General features: G+C 46.2%; 14 protein-coding genes. 4 read left to right on the top strand and 10 right to left on the bottom strand.

Going from position 1 to position 16,821, the window contains the following annotated elements:
• Window position 1: 1 nt before the first annotated feature.
• Together dndE and ACJ2PR_RS01830 are read left to right on the top strand one after the other, a co-directional pair.
• Complete coding sequence (dndE, locus tag ACJ2PR_RS01835; RefSeq protein WP_446875695.1) at window positions 2-385, top strand: DNA sulfur modification protein DndE; 384 nt, start codon at window positions 2-4, stop codon at window positions 383-385.
• Between the two features lie 13 nt (window positions 386-398).
• Window positions 399-2,195: a GmrSD restriction endonuclease domain-containing protein gene (locus ACJ2PR_RS01830; RefSeq protein WP_446875694.1), complete on the top strand. Its 1,797-nt coding sequence runs from the start codon at window positions 399-401 to the stop codon at window positions 2,193-2,195.
• Window positions 2,196-2,230: 35 nt separating this feature from the next.
• Here the strand turns inward: ACJ2PR_RS01830 and ACJ2PR_RS01825 are convergent, their stop codons facing one another.
• The 3 genes from ACJ2PR_RS01825 to ACJ2PR_RS01815 form a co-directional block, all read right to left on the bottom strand.
• The gene (locus tag ACJ2PR_RS01825; RefSeq protein WP_446875693.1) at window positions 2,231-2,482 is read right to left on the bottom strand and encodes a winged helix-turn-helix domain-containing protein; all 252 of its coding nucleotides are present in this window, start codon (window positions 2,480-2,482) and stop codon (window positions 2,231-2,233) included.
• Between the two features lie 17 nt (window positions 2,483-2,499).
• Window positions 2,500-3,723: a phosphoadenosine phosphosulfate reductase domain-containing protein gene (locus ACJ2PR_RS01820; RefSeq protein WP_446875692.1), complete on the bottom strand. Its 1,224-nt coding sequence runs from the start codon at window positions 3,721-3,723 to the stop codon at window positions 2,500-2,502.
• Window positions 3,724-3,908: 185 nt separating this feature from the next.
• Window positions 3,909-4,655 (bottom strand): hypothetical protein, encoded by a 747-nt coding sequence (locus ACJ2PR_RS01815; protein ID WP_446875691.1) that lies wholly within the window; start codon window positions 4,653-4,655, stop codon window positions 3,909-3,911.
• Between the two features lie 59 nt (window positions 4,656-4,714).
• Between ACJ2PR_RS01815 and ACJ2PR_RS01810 the strand changes: the two genes are divergently transcribed.
• Complete coding sequence (locus ACJ2PR_RS01810; RefSeq protein ID WP_446875690.1) at window positions 4,715-6,811, top strand: DNA phosphorothioation-associated putative methyltransferase; 2,097 nt, start codon at window positions 4,715-4,717, stop codon at window positions 6,809-6,811.
• A gap of 97 nt (window positions 6,812-6,908) precedes the next feature.
• Window positions 6,909-11,411 (top strand): CHAT domain-containing protein, encoded by a 4,503-nt coding sequence (locus ACJ2PR_RS01805; protein ID WP_446875689.1) that lies wholly within the window; start codon window positions 6,909-6,911, stop codon window positions 11,409-11,411.
• Here ACJ2PR_RS01805 and ACJ2PR_RS01800 read toward each other — a convergent pair.
• From ACJ2PR_RS01800 to ACJ2PR_RS01770, 7 genes are all read right to left on the bottom strand, one after another.
• A complete protein-coding gene (locus ACJ2PR_RS01800) occupies window positions 11,408-11,776 on the bottom strand; it encodes a hypothetical protein (protein ID WP_446875688.1) in 369 nt (122 codons plus the stop codon). The two genes, ACJ2PR_RS01805 and ACJ2PR_RS01800, sit on opposite strands and share 4 nt — an antisense overlap.
• Before the next feature lie 147 nt (window positions 11,777-11,923).
• On the bottom strand, window positions 11,924-12,502 hold the full coding sequence (locus ACJ2PR_RS01795) for a hypothetical protein (protein ID WP_446875687.1): 579 nt from the start codon (window positions 12,500-12,502) through the stop codon (window positions 11,924-11,926).
• A gap of 79 nt (window positions 12,503-12,581) precedes the next feature.
• Entirely contained in the window at window positions 12,582-14,003 is a 1,422-nt protein-coding gene (locus ACJ2PR_RS01790) for a Uma2 family endonuclease (RefSeq protein ID WP_446875686.1), read from the bottom strand.
• A gap of 189 nt (window positions 14,004-14,192) precedes the next feature.
• Window positions 14,193-14,591, bottom strand: coding sequence for a hypothetical protein (locus tag ACJ2PR_RS01785; RefSeq protein ID WP_446875685.1), 399 nt, complete (start codon window positions 14,589-14,591; stop codon window positions 14,193-14,195).
• A gap of 64 nt (window positions 14,592-14,655) precedes the next feature.
• Window positions 14,656-15,726: a hypothetical protein gene (locus ACJ2PR_RS01780; protein ID WP_446875684.1), complete on the bottom strand. Its 1,071-nt coding sequence runs from the start codon at window positions 15,724-15,726 to the stop codon at window positions 14,656-14,658.
• 6 nt (window positions 15,727-15,732) lie between these two features.
• Window positions 15,733-16,044, bottom strand: a complete 312-nt coding sequence (locus ACJ2PR_RS01775; protein WP_446875683.1) for an HNH endonuclease — start codon at window positions 16,042-16,044, stop codon at window positions 15,733-15,735.
• Between the two features lie 111 nt (window positions 16,045-16,155).
• The gene (locus ACJ2PR_RS01770) at window positions 16,156-16,788 is read right to left on the bottom strand and encodes a hypothetical protein (protein WP_446875682.1); all 633 of its coding nucleotides are present in this window, start codon (window positions 16,786-16,788) and stop codon (window positions 16,156-16,158) included.
• Window positions 16,789-16,821 lie beyond the last annotated feature (33 nt).

Raw genomic sequence — 16,821 nt, 5'->3', positions numbered from 1 at the left:
TATGGAACCCCCTGTCGAGCGAGTCCGTATTTCTCAAGCCGCAAAGGATCAACTGATCAAGCTCAAGCGCGTTACTAAGATTGATCAGTGGAATATTTTGTGCCGTTGGGCTTTGTGCCGCTCTTTAGCAGAACCTACTCCACCATCGCCTATCGCGATCCCTGCTGATAGCAATGTGGAGATGACTTGGCAGGTATTTGGAGGGGCGATCGCAGATTTACTCATTATCGCTTTTAGACAACGCTGTCATGACGACGGCTTATCCCCTGACCAGGAAACGTTTGCTACTCAGTTTCGACTCCATTTGCACCGGGGAATTGGCTATTTAGCTGCGGACCCTGATCTGAAGAAAGTAGAGGATTTGGTTAGACTTGAAGGGATGTGAGTAGAAGTAGAGTATGAGTACCACCCCCAAAGGCATGAGCATCCTTGAGATGTACCGTTGGTACAGAAGTAATAAGCTGATCGTTAATCGTAGGTATCAGCGTAAGCTTGTCTGGACTAAGGCGGAAAAGGCTGGACTCATACAAAGTCTGCTTTTAAATTATCCAATCCCACTGATATTACTAGGTGGGTTCAAAACTAACGAAGAAGAAGAAACATACGAAATTATTGATGGAATGCAAAGGCTTAATGCCATATTTGGTTTCATTGAAAATGAGTTTTCAGTCGATGATAAATTCTTTGATGTCACAAAACATCCTTTGGCTCATGAGTTAAGTCAAAAGGGAGTTTTTGAGCCAGCAGATCCAGCCAAATCAGTCTTTTTTAAGGCAAACACTTGTGTTAACTTCCTAGAGTACTCGCTTGCTGTCACAATTTATCGAACTAATTCGGTTAAAGACATTGAGGATATTTTTAATCGAATTAATGCAAACGGAAAACATTTATCACCTCAAGAGGTCAGACAAGCAGGTGTAACAACAAGATTTTCGGGATTGGTTAGATCTCTTGCTGCTGAGATTCGTGGAGATGTATCCAGGGAAGAGTTACCTCTTACTGAAATGCCTGAGATCAGCATTGATGCTAAATCAATCACGCTTGGCTATGGCATTCTTGCAGACGATACCTTTTGGTGCAGCCAAGGAATTCTGCGCGTTTCTGGTCTCCGTGATAGTGAGGACGAGCAGCTGTTAGCCGATATTATTCTTTCCATAGCATTGGGCAAGCCTTTTGCCGCAAGCAAGGAAAATTTTGATGCCTACTACGGAAAAGGTGAGGATAATAAGCTAGACGAAATAGAACTAGCTGTTGCTCGGTATGGGGAAGATAAGCTTCGGGCAGACATCAAGACAGTTCTATCTTACATAAAAAGTTCTATTACGATTGCATCTAATTCTAATGAAAGGAATTATCTGAGAAACGTCTTAAGCCGGAAATCAGGAGCCGGAAATCCTGTTAAAGAACCCTTTTACACCTTATTTATGGCTTTTTATAACCTGATTATTAAAGAGGGAAAGGAGCCTTTTGAATGTGACAAAATTTTCAAAGCTGTTACAGCATTAATCGAAAAAATCAAGATGAGTTCGACGGTGAAAACTGAAAACAGAATTCATAACATAAGTCTTACTAAAGGGCTTATTCAGGATTATTTTAAGCAATCAAGCACCTCGCTGCGTAGCAGCGGTTCCTATGCTGTAGATTTTGAAAATTACTTGAGACGTTCAAAAACGGAAGCTGCGAATTACGATTTCAAGCAGGGGTTTTACACTTTAGCTGATAAAAACCGTAGTTTTGATGAACAGAGCTTTGAAAAGATTCTGCAAAATATAGCAGCGATGGCAAATTTAGGCAGAGGAAAAAAGGGATATATATTTGTTGGGGTAACTGACAAGGAAGCAGATACTAAACGAATTGAGCAACTAGACAAAATTAGTGCCCCTAGATTCTACTCATTTGGTGTTGTGGGGCTAGAAAGAGAGGCGAAACTCCACAAGATCAGTCTTGATCAATACATATTATTTATCAGTCGGAAAATTCGTGATTCTGCCCTACAAGAATGGTTGAAAACGGCAGTAAATACAAGCCTAACGCCAATAACCTATATGGAACATACGGTTCTGATGATTGAAGTCAAAGCTGGCGATCAACCAGCATGGTACGGTGACAAGCTCTACATTCGTGATGGGCATGAGAAAAAGCCTCAGGAAGTGTCCGGCGAACAAATTAGTGCTGTTTATAGTCTCTTTAAATAAAGGGCAATCATTTTTAGCTCTACGGCAGCCCAAGTTTACTTGGTTCCCTCTAATTGATATTTTCCGTCTGGAAGCTTTGTGAAGTACTTCTGGGCAACTGAATTTTTCCGATTTACGCCCTCACAACGACGCTCGATCGCTCCACGCACCATTGCTCTTGGATCTTTAGTATTGAAAGCGTATAACCCCTTATCTAGAATCGCCTGAGTGATTTCGGCTGCTGTCATAGGCTGCTTAGCTTCCTTCAGCACCTCGATCGCCGCTTCTGAAATAGTCCGCTTTTCCATAACCTGATTTCCACACCTTAAATCTCATCAAATAATAGTGGCTGAATGCTCCCGTCGGGAAGAATTTCAGGAAGCCACTCGTCGCCTCGATGTTCTGTGCCGTCCCAGCGTTCAGGATAGGTGTTGGCAGCAATCAATTCTTCGATTCGCGCCAGTTCTTCATCATTAATCAGGTTGAGTTCTGGCTTGCCGAGCGACCCTTGCGGTATCTGCGAAGCAGCGCGCGCCGCATCATTCACTTCTGCCTGGATACCCAAAACTTGCTCCAGCATCCAGCGTCGTGCGTCCAAGTGCAGCGGACCTAGCCGATTTCTGCCAATATACTTGGTTGCTGACTTGCGTTCCTCACCATGCTTTCGCAGCCGATATTGCGGTTTTCGGATTTCCCAATATAAAGGTCTGAGCTTGTGAAGAGGGGCAAGATATGCCCACTCCGGTTGAGCGATCAGGCGATCGAGGGCAGCATCCTTCTGCACGAGAGGACAGCCGATACAGCCTGTTCTGGCATTGAGCGGCTCCTCTCCATCACTAACATCCTGCCCGTAAACCCTGGCGATCTCAAAGGTGGGGAACCCAAGTTCTAAATCGGCGTGAAGTAGCCAGTTCCACACATGGCAGACCCGCCAATGAACGATCGGAGCCAGCGTGTCTGCCACAGCCCCCGAAGACGAATGCTGGAACCAGCCCTGCCCACACTCTCCGCCGTCCTTCGTACAGCTGACTGCAATCCGCTGATCCCTGGCGGCACTCTCCCCAATCCGCACCCCGGTGATCATCAGGAACTTTTCGCCCCGCTCTTGGCGCAAGGCTTCCAATTCCCGCTCCATACTCATGACCTTGAGCTTAGGCGTACACCATCGGAAGGTATTAGACGGTGGCGGCACTCCCCGACCCAAGATGTAGACAAAATAGCGGTGATCCAATTCTGGCAACACGACGCGAGTTTCAAACCCGCGCTTGCGAAGCTCCTCCAAAATGCCCAGTGCAGACGAGTGCAGCGGCGGTAGCTCTTGGCGAGTGTCGGCGTAAAGGACGGTTAAGCTCTCAGGTTTAGGGATTTGTCCTGTTTCGATCAGATGGGCAATCAGGGTGACGGTGGCTGAAGAGTCCTTACCCCCAGAGAAGGCGATCGCCCAGTGTTTGTAGAAGGAGCCATAGTGACGTAACGATTCCACCGATAGGTCAATGCTCTTCGGCAGCGTCAATCGATCTTCTTCAAACAGACTTAGCGTTCTTGCCACAGATATCCACCACTAATAGCGTTGTTTGCTTACTTTAACAGCTAATTTTCCCTGCGCCATCTCTTTTAGATTTGAATCGTCTACCACTATATATAGTAGAGTGCCATTCAAAATTAAAATTTTAGATGTGAATTATGGCTTTAGTGTGGTACTAGTATAGCCGTACTGCGATCGCCCAGGTGGTTCTAACTGGCGATGTTGGCATCAAATAGGCTTAGGACATAGGCTAGATGTCGATGCCAGTTTAAGCCGCCCGAATGCAGCGTCAGAATCAGAAGCGTCAGTGGGAGCTTGCTGGCAATATGGTCAACGCCTGGATTGCACCGCTCCATGTACTCCACCCATGCATCAAAAGCCCACTGCTGGATCTGGGTATCGTTCTCTTGTAGGTAAGTCACCCAATCAGGGTGAAGGACGATCGCCTGCTGGTCATCCGTAAAGGTGTAGAGTGGCTTGCGGGTTTCAAACTCCTCCTGGGACAGCACCAGAATCCTTTGATTGACCTGGGCATCCTTAGCTCCCCGCAGTTCCTCTTCAAAGAAGGGGCGAATCAGGCGGAAGGGAACGTAGCGCAGGAGTTCAACGGTTGAGTCGGCAACTCGCCCCTGGATCATGCCCTTGAGATCGGTCAGGCTGACATCTCTGACGCGAAATAGGGATTTCGGCAGAGCATCGTCCAACTCTTTCAGCTTCTCTACAATCTGGTCTTGCGCCCCAAACTTAAGTTGATGAGTGTGGTGTGCCCTCCAAGCTCTTGCCAGCATCTCCACCACCACATCTTTGAGCGGAATCGGCGAAGCCGCGTCAAACTGCCGCTGCCGTAGCTCATCCATCAGCCCCAAGAAGAACAGATATTTGTAGGAGTTTGTCGTGTGATCGAACAATCGACTCAACGCCTCAATATCGAGGGTTGGGGAAGGAGGCAGCGTCATAGTGGTATTTTCTTGCTTGAGCTTTTATCCTGAATTCTATGCGACCCAGGGGGAAACGCATGGACACGACACGGCTGGGATCAAAGGGCGAGGTCTGCACCACGTCGCAGGCTCATATTTTTGTGACTAATTTTGATCAGTTAATTGCCTGTTGCGATCGCAGTCAAACTGGCAAACGCCTCCCTGGTGCCCTTTACGTTCATGTCTCTGCCCTTCCTGCCCTGGAGCGATCGCTACAAGACTATGAGAATCTGGCTCGTCAACATCTGAAGAAGCTAGAGGGAGCTACTCTCGTCAAGTTCAGCACTGACCAGCCCAAGGTTTCCTATCTGTCCTACCCTGATTTTGATACCGATGCTCATCCTGCTCTGCAATGGAGCATTCAGGTTGATCTGGTAACTTCGCAAGTCGGTGTGCGGAACTACAACAGTACGGATAATCCGCCCGTTCTGCACCGAAAGGAAACCTTCGTCACCTCAGACTACCCTCTGTACCAACCCTTTGCAGAACTGACACGGCAGGAAGAGGCTCTGGGGTTGCTGAATCAATCGCGGGAGATCGGAACTCGTGATGGTTGGGCAAAACGGTTGACCGATTGCGGGATCGAAATTCAGGGTCACGTTCTGGCTTGCCCGACTTTACGAACTGCGGTTATCAGTCAGCCCAAAATCGATCGCCACAAAGCTGCCCTCGTCCGTAACGAGCTTTCCAAACCCGTGAGGGTTGCACTGGAGACAGGACTCTTTACCCCTGAAACCACCTTCTTTGATTACGGCTGTGGGCATGGGGGAGATGTAGAGCGGATTGACGATCGCGGCTACATCAGTTCTGGTTGGGACCCCTACTATCGTCCCGATGCTTCTTGTACGACGGCTGATATCGTCAACCTGGGTTACATCATCAATGTCATCGAAGATCCAGCAGAGCGACGAGAGGCATTGCTCAAAGCCTGGAAGTTGACCGGGAAGGTGTTAATTGTCGCGGCGCAAGTGCTGATTGAAGATCGGATGCGCGGCATGATGGCGTACAGCGATGGGGTGATTACCCGCCGCAACACGTTCCAGAAGAATTACAGCCAGGAGGAACTCAAGAGCTACATCGACCAGGTACTTGGCGTTGATGCCATTCCGGTGGCGTTGGGCATTTACCTGGTCTTTCGGGATGAGGCACAGGCTCAAACCTTCCGAGCGTCCCGATTTCGATCGCGTGCCACGACTCCCAGAGTCACAGCCAGTGTCAAGCGGTTTGAACAATACAAGGAAATGCTGGCTCCCCTGATGGCATTTTTCACCGACCGAGGACGGTTGCCCCTTGAGGAGGAACTTCAGGAGTTTGCCGCTCTGGAATCGGAATTTGGAACGCTACGACGAGCCTTCCAGGTGGTTCTCCAGGCAACAGAGGTTCAGGAATGGGATGCCATCAGCGAGAAACGCCGCCAGGATTTGCTCGTCTATCTTGCGCTCAGTCATTTTGGCGATCGCCCCAAGCTACGACATCTCGCTCCCATCGTTCAGCACGACATCAAGGCATTATTCGGCAACTACCAGCAAGCCTGTACCGCAGCGGATTTGATGCTGTTGAGCCTGGGGAATTTGGAGGTGATGGCGGAGCGGTGTAAGTCGAGTGCGATCGGTAAGAAGCTATCGAACTCTCTCTGGGTTCATGTTTCTGCCCTTGATACCCTTGATCCCCTACTTCGGCTCTACGAAGGCTGTGCCTCTCGCACGATTGGTCGCCCAGAAGAAGCAACGGTGATCAAGTTCCACACCAGCAAACCCAAAATCACCTATCTGTTCTACCCAGACTTCGATCGCAACCCGCACCCCTGTCTCCGCACCAGTATGCAGATTGACCTGCAAGATCTGCACGTTAGCTACCGAGACTATGACCCAGAGGATAACCCACCTGTATTACACCAGAAGGAGTTGCTGGTGCAGTCGGACTATCCGCTCTATGAGAAGTTTGCCAAGCTGAGTCGGCAGGAGGCGGATTGGGGGTTACTGGATGACTTAGGGAAGGTGCGCGATCAACGAGTTTGGCAGAAGTGCTTGGAGGAACATTGTGCTGAGTTAAAGGGGCATCGAGTGGTGTGGCAGAAGGACGCTGACCCATATCGAGTAAAGTTGGTGCGATCCTCGATTCGAGCCAAACGATGAAGTTTGCATTAAGACATCTGGATTTAAGCTGATTTATCTTCTAAGTCAAGAAATATCAAGCAAACATTCAGTGGTATGCAACCATTTAGCTATGCCCGTGAACGACGGTATCAGCGACGATCAAGCCAAGAATTTCCTAATTCAGGTTCTTGATGCAATTCATTCCTCCTCTGACTTGAGTTACATTTTGGCTTTGCTGGAAGCTAATACAGACAAGATTGAAATCAGATTGATTCAAGTGCTGCGAGACTTAGTAGAAGTCACGTTGAAAGCGGCTCAGGCAACTTCTGGAGATATAAGGTGGATTGCTGCCTCAATTGCCCAATTTAGTTTTATACTTCTTAACTTGCCATTTGGTGATCAAGAAACTAATGCAAGAATTGCTGCTGAAGCATGTGAAATAGCACTTACTGTCTATAGCTTTGAAAATGATTATGAATTCTGGTATCACCGTGGGAAAACGCTAGCAAAATTGGGGAAGCTTAAATCAGCTTTAAAAAGTTATGAACAATCACGAAGGTGTGATTTGCGATTTGCTAAGGCATGGTTTGATGAAGGGCTACTATTGCAAGAGTTGGGCAATATTGACGCAGCACTAGGAAAACATAGTGAAGCGATCGCAAAACACGAAGCAGCAATTTCTAGTTTGCGTAAAGCCTCAAAGCTTGCCCCTGAATCTCCCCTAGCATTCAATCATCTTGGTAATTCACTCACGTTCTTGGGACGCGATGAAGAAGCTCTTAGTCGATACAACGAGGCTCTTAAAATCCAACCAGATTTTGTAGATATCTTATTCAATCGGGCTAGATTGCAGGAAAAGCTTGGACATTACGAAGAAGCGATCGATGATTATAGCCACATTATAGAATTAAGAGATAGTGATGAAGAGGCGTGGTTTCATCGAGGCAATCTTCTGCTTATATTAAACCGAGGTCAGGAAGCAACTAATAATTTTGAGCATTTCATACAGCTAAATCCTGACTCTCCTTTAGGATGGCTGGGGCGGGGGCTCGGATTACTATCAAAGTTGGGGAAAACGCGCGATGAAATTTCTCAACAATACGTCTGGACGCTTTTAGGGATTCCTGTTTTATCCCCGAACGAACTCAATGAAGTGGAAGACGTATTCGCTATCTTCTACCGTGCTTGGGAGCTAGAGCCAACAAACCCAAGCGCTTCAAATTTCTATAAAGGCTTCTATGTTGTAGTTAATGAGGGTCTACCGCCTGAGATAGTTCAAGAAATTGCCATGCGGATGGATCAAAGAGAGCATAGAGGAATTGAACATGAAAGAATGGCTGAATGGCTCGCTCGACTTGTCAAAGAGCGCATTGAATTACGACAAGTGCATGAAGGGGTTCACAATGCCCAGACTTATCTTATCGATGTGCTTAATGAAGCAACTGAACAAATTAGGAATCCTCCTCGTTTACAGGTTCAGTATGAAGTTCTAGAAGCAATACAGCAAGAACAAGCCGAGTTCATTTCTAATGCTATAGAGATTTTATCGAGCAAAGGAAATCAGCAGAGTATTGAGCAATTAATTGAAAACAACTTAAATTTGCTAACGGGTAATAATTTTACTTTGTTTAGCGGGAGTCTTCTACTATACATTTATCAAGTATGGCTAAACCCATCTATGCCGTTGAAAGGTAAGCTTTTTGGAACTTACTACATCAATAATTTGTGTAAATTATTGTTCACGACTGACAGTATTGGTCAAGTTAACAATCTACCTAACCAAAGAGGAGATTTTGCAGTCTCAGTTCTTCATTTTCTTATGTTCTTGCTAGGCGTTCATCTAAATATCTGGAACGACGATGAGAATGAACATTCTCTTTTTGCGCCAGAAGACTTACAATTAAAGCTGACAAGGCTAGAGGATTATATAGTTAGTTTTAATGGTCTCGATTATGAAAACTTGAATCATAAAATCATCACTTTGATTGCAAGAGTCCTTCAGAATTTAGGTTTTGTTTTTTTAACTCTTTTGAGTCAAGGGAAAAGACATTTTATTGAAACCAATGGGGATCAAGATTGTGCTATTCAATGCCTAAAAACGGCTCTAAAGATATGGAATGCTTTCTTTAAAAATGAAGAAATTAGACGTGAGGTAGCATACAACGCTGGTCTGCAAGGTGACTACTATTTTACCTGTCATAGAATAAGCGATGAAGCTGAAGATCTCGAAAAAGCAATTCAATGTTATGAGAAAGTATTAACCATATTGACTCCTGCCAATTCTCCTAATAGCTGGGCACTTGCCAAACGTAGCTTGGGTCGTGCCTATAAAAGACGCGAAAGAGGTAGTAAACCAACTAATTTGAAGCGAGCTTTGCAATATTACTTAGATATCCTTGAGGTTAGTAATGTATTAGATGAACCCCTTGAGAAACAAGCATTAACTCATCGGGAGATAGGCAACTTGTATTCTTTGAGACATAAATACTTTGGTAATTCATCAGATATAAACTCTGCAATTCATCATCATTCTCAAGCTGGATTTCTATTTTTGACCCTTGGAAATCCCACAGAAGAATTACTTAGCCGAAAAGCAATTATACAAATTCAGTTTTATGAATCTTTAAAGGATCGAATAGTTGATGCCGAACCACTCATTGAAGTGTGTAAGCAAAGATTAAACTTTTTCTCAAGACAAGACCATCCTGTGGAATGGAGACAATTACAATGGGAGCTAGGACAGATCTATTTGACCTGCAGCTCAGTGGATGAGGGTGGTACGACCAACTTTTTAGAATTGGCTATCGACCACTTCAAGAGCGCTCTTTATACAACTCATAAGGAAACGGATTCCTCATTTTACATCGACGTTACATTAGCACTTGGCGAAGTTTATAAACGAATGAAGCGCTACGATGAAGCTTATGATAACCTTGTTGAAGCTATTACAGTTGGTGAGGCTTTACGTATTAACCTGGCTGAAAAACTTGCAATTGAGGAAGACAAACAAAAGATTGCAGAGAGACCGAGTCATTGTATACCATATTCACTCATTGTAGAAGTTTGTATTAAAAAAGCATTCATTCAAAATAAGCCAGAATTTGCTTCAGAAGCACTCAAATTCATTGAGCGTAGTAAGGCACAGAATTTAGTCAATCTACTAGCAAATAGAAATACTTATCCAAATGCTAGTTTATACAATGATCAAAATGTCTATCAAAGAGTGTGTAATAGACTCGACCAACTCAGACGAGAAATTTTAGCCGTTCAACGTCAACTAGAATTAAATGAAAGTAGTAATCAATCTGTAGACAAAAATGCAGTAAGCGAAGAATTATCTAGCCGACTACAGAGGCTGCAAACAGATCGAAACAATCTACTACTCGAAATTAACAACGTTGACGAGTTATTCAAATATACACAAAGAATCGAACCTATTACCTTTGAGCAAATTCATTCTCTAATAGGTCAGCATACAGCAATCCTTGAATGGTACTACACGCAGGAGAATCTATATGTCTTTATCATTATCCCAGGCTTAGGATATCCTATTGTTTATGAATATCCTCAAACTTCACTAAAAGAATTAGGAGATTTAGCTTCTGAATACAGATACAATTACCTTAAATCTAGAAAGGAATGGCAGAATAATTTAAGTAATTATTTAGAGCGATTCGCTGGACTGTTAGAAGTAGAGCGGCTAGTTGAAACATACATTCCGTCTACTGATTGTCAACGATTAATCTTGGTTCCGCACCGTGATTTACACGTATTGCCTATTCACGCCTTACCCATGCTCGGTGGAGAACCGCTGTTCAATAAATTCTCTCAAGGAATTAGCTATGCACCAAGCTGTCAGGTGTTAGAATTGAGCTGCAAACAGCAGCGCACAGACTTCACAAATCTACTTGCAATACAAGATCCTAATGGTGCTCAGATGGAGGGGCAAGGCTTTCCAACCCTTCTATCAGCTAATCTGGAAGTAGAAACAATTAGTAAGCTATTTCCGTCAATCAAAGTCTTGGCAAAAGACGAAGCAAAGAAATCTACTTTGGTCAGTTACTCTTACCTTCAATCAACACATTGCTGTCATTTTGCTTGTCATGGCTCTTTTCAACAATCTGCTCCTTTAGAGTCAGCACTGCATTTAGCTGATGGAGAAGATTTAACGCTGGCTGAAATATTCGCTCTGCCCTTAAATCAGTGCAGGCTTGTAACGCTCTCTGCTTGTGAAACGGGGCTAATTGATGTTAATTCGCCTAGCGACGAATATATTGGATTACCAAACGGATTTATTTATGCTGGTAGTCCCAGTGTTGTCAGTTCTCTGTGGAAAGCCAATGATATTTCCACTGCACTTTTAATGGTACGATTTTACAAGAATCTGAAGCAGATTCCTTCGTTAGAAGCCGGGTCTATTCCTTTCGCCTTGAATGAAGCTCAAAGATGGCTACGTGAACTGTCTATCGAAGAATTTGAGCAAGTAATTGTAGATCTTCAACCCACATTCGAGCAAATTTTTTCAAGCCCGGGACAACAGTCAATTTTTCAGAATTCCTTGAATAGAGCCAAGAAGCGCCGACCACTACCCTTTGCTCAACCGTACTACTGGGCAGCTTTCACAACTATTGGATTTTAAGCCTTAGTATCAATAGACTGACAAAACTTGTTCATCCCTGTTTTGTATGCATATAAGAGGACTACTGTTGCAACAGAAGGAGGAACCCCAACACTGATTGACACTGGTTCGATCGCGATGCCGAGTAGCCCTCCAACAAGATCATTCCTAAATTCTTCTTTGCAAATAACACTACGACACTGTTGCACAACTTCGCTTAGCCCCCTTTCGACATCTTCATCCATTTCCCTCATTGTTAAGAGTGTAATAGCATCCTCTAAGTGCCCATTACACTCCAAAACCACATTTAAAGCTGTGATCGCTTCTGGATAACTTTCAAGCTGAGCTTGAAGCTGCTCTACTTCATCTCGTGTAATTGTAGTCATGACGAGCGTTTAGTCCTCTTAAATCAAGATCATTCTGCTACAGTCGTAAGCTCAATTGCTATCTCTATCAGCAGAATTAGGAGTATCTTTAGAGACATGAGAATTTTATGAAGTGCTAAGCTATTAGCACACATTCCAGTAAAACTGTTAGCCCTGTAAACTAATCCATCGCTCAATGCCCCTCCTCGTAGGCACTCCTCCGTCTATGAATGTCCAAATATTGTGCCTTTGTTGAAGAGCGTAGCTGATGTGGATGGGTTGATCGCTCCCATAGTAGTACAGGGAGTCAAACGGCAATCGCTGTTCTAGAATCCACTCCACAAGGCGATCGCTCTCCAACCCCACGATCTGAAAATCACAGGCAGCACCGAGGCGATCGCAGTAATACCTGCCATTCCGGTTCTTCTCATGTGCCATGTGCTGGTCGCGGCTCGGATCAACCCGCCCATTCTTAATCCCCGTCTCTGGGTCTTTCTGAGCTAGGAACCGCTTCAAATCCTTTGAACAGAACCCATAGGTCAACTGAAACCGCTCCCTGCCGAAGTGAGCAATCACAGGATCAAGGACGTGGTGGCACAGAGCCTCTAACGCTGGGATTGTCTCTTCTAAGTTTTCGGGATACGGGTCAATCCGCTCCGCATACTTCTGATAGGTCTGCGTACAGGTGCAGAACTCCTCCAGCGTCAGGTATTGACCGATCTGCATCTCTTTCACAGTCTGAGCCATCCTGAAACTCCAGACTCTTTGTATCCATCCTCACTTTATAACCCAGCCCAATCCAGCAAACCCCAAGACAGAAAATTCTTCAAAGCTCAACATAGCCTGCATTCAACAGTGCTGTTTCGGTAGAGGTGAGATCCTTACCAGCATCCACTAGGCGAATCCGAGGATAGTCACTTAACTGCCGCACGATCGCCTCTGGTCTGGTATATCGGGTTCGACCTGATTCAGAACGGGTTGCCTCAACCTCTGGCAAACCCCAAACAACCAGCACGAGCTCAGACCAGAGATTCAAGGGTTCGGGCGCAACCAGATCGCCTGCCACCACAATGCGATCGATTGAGTAGTGATCCCGCAGGAAGGTAGCCGTATCTCGCGCCAACTTCCAGGCATCTGCTTTGTGGTTGGGGTCAGCGGCTACCCTTCGTTGTGCCAGCAGAGCAGCAACCCAATCACAAGGGTGAGCCAATTTGACGACCTCTGCCAGTCCAAAAGTCATCATGAGCATTCCTGCCAATCCTTTGATGCCTTCTCGTCCACCAATGTCAGGTCGTCCGTTGACGAACTCAAACTTTGCTTCTGGACACCAGTAGATGTAGTCGTCAAAAGCGATCGCCACTGGGTCTAACGCAACGGGAAACTTGAGCAGTGCTTTACTCCAATCAACCCCTTCCCCCATTTGGGACATGCGAGTGAGCCGAGGTGCATCTGCTGCCACTTCAAACCAGGTCTCTTCAAGCGGGTAATCCCAGTCATCCTTTGCCAGCCAAATCTTGTCAGGGATGAAGGTCAAGCCCGGAACGCTGGAAACCACATATCGTCCAGCCGCATCGATCGTTTGTCGCTGGTATGCTCCGTCAACTAACCGCCATAACTCAATCTGGCACTGAACCACATCCACAATCCACAGTTCTGGAACACCAGCCGCCTGATAAATCAGCTTCTTGACGGTGTAGGTGTACTCCTCACAACCCGGTTGGATGAACTCCACAACCACGTCCGCCGATCCTTCCAGGTAATACTCATACAGCCTATTGCGCGGCTCACCCCGAAAAAACAGGACATCGGGCATGAACCCATACTGCCCTAACCGATGGACAAACCCACCACCCAACGACTGTCCCAATTTCTCATACCGCATCCCCAACCCAAACATTGCCATCCGTAAGGCTTGTCGCAGTTGAGAATAGGAAAATCGCCAATCGCCGTGATGGGGAGGATTCTCTGGCTGATAGTCAATTCCATCTGCCCACTGTTGCACTGTGGAAGCATCAAGCCCATCAAGACTGATGAACATCGGTGCGCCGAATGTGTGGGATAACGCCTGCCACCACAACTGTTCCGGAGCAAGGGCAGCGATCGCCTCCACCCCCCACCCTCGAAGAATTTGGCTCAGTAATCGACGGCTGTGAACGAGACTGTCCCCAACGATCAATTGCCCGTTTACCAATTCAATTTTGGAACCCGGTGACCAGGCGAGATAATCATCCAGCAAGCTTACAGACATGAGAATCAATCCCAATGACAATCATTCAATTCAGAATAATGGAGTAATTAAACGATCATCGCCTCTTCCATCTCCAAACATCAAGCATTCTAACCCTGCTATAGGGTGTCCTTTCGCGTGTTCCAGCCCTTACAATTCAGGATACAAACGCAATAATCCGACCAATCCCAAAATTACTGATGTCCTGAATCAATCGTGCCTGGGAACTGTGCATTTGCCACCTTCCTCGTGAGATTTGTTTCGAGGCACATACAGTTGGTGCAGGACTTCGTTATATCGACCTTCGGCTTCCATCGCCTTCAGGTCTTTAAAGTATTCCAAAACGTCTTCATCTAAATCAATTTCGCCACTCCTAAAACAATGTTCAAGAACTCGAAAGGTCACAGCACAGAGTTGCTTTTGTTCCATCTGCCAAAGATGAAGTAACCAACTTTGTATCTTCAACGCTCGTCCGTAGGAAAGGAATCTTTTGAACAGCAAGGACTTGTTTATTCCCAAGAAGAAGGCAAGCAGCATCGAAACCAGTAAATAACGTTTGCAGGGCAACTTGAGCGATTTAGACATATCTGTAACCTTCCAATTAGACATAAACTGAAAGCCTTAACCTCAGCAAGAACCTTCAATCTCCTCACCAGAATTGCGATACCTCTACTCAAACCCGTAAATTACCAAGACGATCGACGATTCCAACAGCATTGAACAATTCGCCAATGTAGGTGAGCAGGCAGACCAGTTCCTGGGCTAATTCAAGCTGTAAGTTGGGAGCGATCGGAAGTTGCGTCAGGTTCTTTTGTAGCTGGTAACTGACCTCAATCCACTGTTGCGTCGTGTAAAGAGGCCGATAGGAGACCGAAAGTCCATCTTTTGATCCGCCAACTGGAACAGACAGAAACTGGGTCCAATCACCCAAACTGACCTGCATCTCAACAAAAAACTCAGTAATTTCAGGCTCTTTAGACGGTCTGATTGTCTGAATGTTTTGCAGTTGTAGGGGGTGAGGTAGGGTTTTCAACGTCCAATCCGCTGGATCTTGAGCGACTTGCAGTGGTGTTGTACCTGATTCTTCTAAGCCTGCTACCGACATGGAGTGTACAAACCGCTCGAAATCGGTGGTTGTTAGAAGCGATCGCGCATCGAAAGCAAAATGAGTCCGCAGTTGATCGAGCAAAGTCTCCTGAAGGGCGGTGAATTCTAGCTCTTGCTGACGGATTGAATCAAATTCAGCAATGACCTGCTGCCTCATTTGATTCAATTGAGTGGATAACTCCCTACCTTTGCGTCGCCTGAGCTGCGTGTAGGCTGTCATAAGTTCCCCAATGGTCGATGAGGAAGGAATTTGTGCTGGTGAAATGCAGGGATCTCCGGACATGCTGTCTAAGTAGTCTGAAGCATCGGAACTCATCCACCGGGTTTCAACCTTTACCTGATTAAGGGACTGAACCTGAACTAGCTGAATTCGCACCATCTCAGCCGGTTCATCAGAGTAGGTTTGGTCAATCAGGGCTAACAGTGCTTCGGGGGTGAGTCCATCACTTTGAACTCGTTGCCACACACTGCGAGGATCACCATCGTCTGGATAAAGATGATACAACAACGCTTGCCATTGCTCTGGATGAGCCAACATCTGCTGGGCGATCTCAATAGAAGAGGCTGCTTGAACTAACGTGCAACTTTTGTCATGCAGCCCTTCAATATCGCTGTGGAGGATGGCATAAAGCGGCATATTAATCTACTCCCAAACAAGCGATCGCCAATCGGCAGGGATTAATTCATCCCGCAGTGCATGAGCAACCATGCCTTGGTGTGCCTGACTTGCACGAAGAACGTGACAACGACGGCAGAGCGTGCGGAGATTCCGATCGCTGTTATCACCTCCCCGTGACAACTCCACAATATGATCAATGTCTGCCCGCCATAATGGAAGCGAGTAAGGGAGTGTAGCAGCACAGTAAGGTCCTTGGCACTTACCCCGGTCGCGCTCCCAAATCCGTTTTCGTGTTCGTCCCCACGTTGCCCTAGCTTGCCGCTTCGTTCTACTCATACCTTATCCCTGTAAACCATGCCGTGTCTTGTCATGCCGAGCCATGCCCTGCCGGGTCAGGTCGAGGCGGGACGCGCCTAGCCTAGTCGAGCCATACCAGGTCCTGACCCCTTAAGAGGAGTCAGGCTCATCAAAAGCGAGTACCTTAAACCGCCCTAACCCGATTGTTCGAGCATCTCCCAGCCCAACAAACTCTCCAGCTTGTATGCAAATGCTGTTCATCTGGTTGCGGGTTACGATCGTCTTGTCAAACTCAGCTGTAAAGGTACAGGTCCATCCTGGAGCTGTTGCCACTCTGTAACGAATATTTCGGCGTCGGGTAGCTGGATTTACGACTGGACTGACATCGACAAAGACTTCCGGCATCTCCTCCAAAAAAATGCCGTCATTCAAATACTCTGGTTTCTTAGGGACGAAGCGTCCTTCAACCATGATTGGATTGCTTTGAACCCTTAATGTGCAGGCGACCAGCTTCTCCAAAGTGCCGCGCCCTTGTTTGATGAACTTTCCTCCCTCACGCAGACACTTAAAAATAGAACTCGGCAGGAGGTAGAGTTCTCGATCAAGCGACATTAAGACCGATCGCTGCCACTCATCTGGGTCATTGCCTGCAATACCTCCTCGTTCTTGTGGTTCCAGAGGCAAAGCGTGCGGACCAAAATGATTCCAGAGTAGGGGGCGCGTACCCTCAATCTTGACTCGGATTTTGACTAGATTACCAACCGTGAGACTAGAAGATGCCATAGCGCGATACAAGCGTATTAATGCATCCCATTA

The organism is Phormidesmis sp. 146-33 (assembly GCF_052939515.1).
Note: the sequence above shows the minus strand (reverse complement) of the source record. Positions and strands in the feature narration are given on the sequence as shown.

What these genes read in the sequence shown, in the direction of transcription:
- ACJ2PR_RS01780 (WP_446875684.1), bottom strand. Translation starts at nt 15,726, where the DNA reads ATGCCGCTTTATGCCATCCTCCACAGCGATATTGAAGGGCTGCATGAC.
- ACJ2PR_RS01795 (WP_446875687.1), bottom strand. Translation starts at nt 12,502, where the DNA reads ATGGCTCAGACTGTGAAAGAGATGCAGATCGGTCAATACCTGACGCTG.
- ACJ2PR_RS01785 (WP_446875685.1), bottom strand. Translation starts at nt 14,591, where the DNA reads ATGTCTAATTGGAAGGTTACAGATATGTCTAAATCGCTCAAGTTGCCC.
- ACJ2PR_RS01815 (WP_446875691.1), bottom strand. Translation starts at nt 4,655, where the DNA reads ATGACGCTGCCTCCTTCCCCAACCCTCGATATTGAGGCGTTGAGTCGA.
- ACJ2PR_RS01810 (WP_446875690.1), top strand. Translation starts at nt 4,715, where the DNA reads ATGGACACGACACGGCTGGGATCAAAGGGCGAGGTCTGCACCACGTCG.
- ACJ2PR_RS01790 (WP_446875686.1), bottom strand. Translation starts at nt 14,003, where the DNA reads ATGTCTGTAAGCTTGCTGGATGATTATCTCGCCTGGTCACCGGGTTCC.
- dndE (WP_446875695.1), top strand. Translation starts at nt 2, where the DNA reads ATGGAACCCCCTGTCGAGCGAGTCCGTATTTCTCAAGCCGCAAAGGAT.
- ACJ2PR_RS01800 (WP_446875688.1), bottom strand. Translation starts at nt 11,776, where the DNA reads ATGACTACAATTACACGAGATGAAGTAGAGCAGCTTCAAGCTCAGCTT.
- ACJ2PR_RS01825 (WP_446875693.1), bottom strand. Translation starts at nt 2,482, where the DNA reads ATGGAAAAGCGGACTATTTCAGAAGCGGCGATCGAGGTGCTGAAGGAA.
- ACJ2PR_RS01830 (WP_446875694.1), top strand. Translation starts at nt 399, where the DNA reads ATGAGTACCACCCCCAAAGGCATGAGCATCCTTGAGATGTACCGTTGG.
- ACJ2PR_RS01775 (WP_446875683.1), bottom strand. Translation starts at nt 16,044, where the DNA reads ATGAGTAGAACGAAGCGGCAAGCTAGGGCAACGTGGGGACGAACACGA.
- ACJ2PR_RS01770 (WP_446875682.1), bottom strand. Translation starts at nt 16,788, where the DNA reads ATGGCATCTTCTAGTCTCACGGTTGGTAATCTAGTCAAAATCCGAGTC.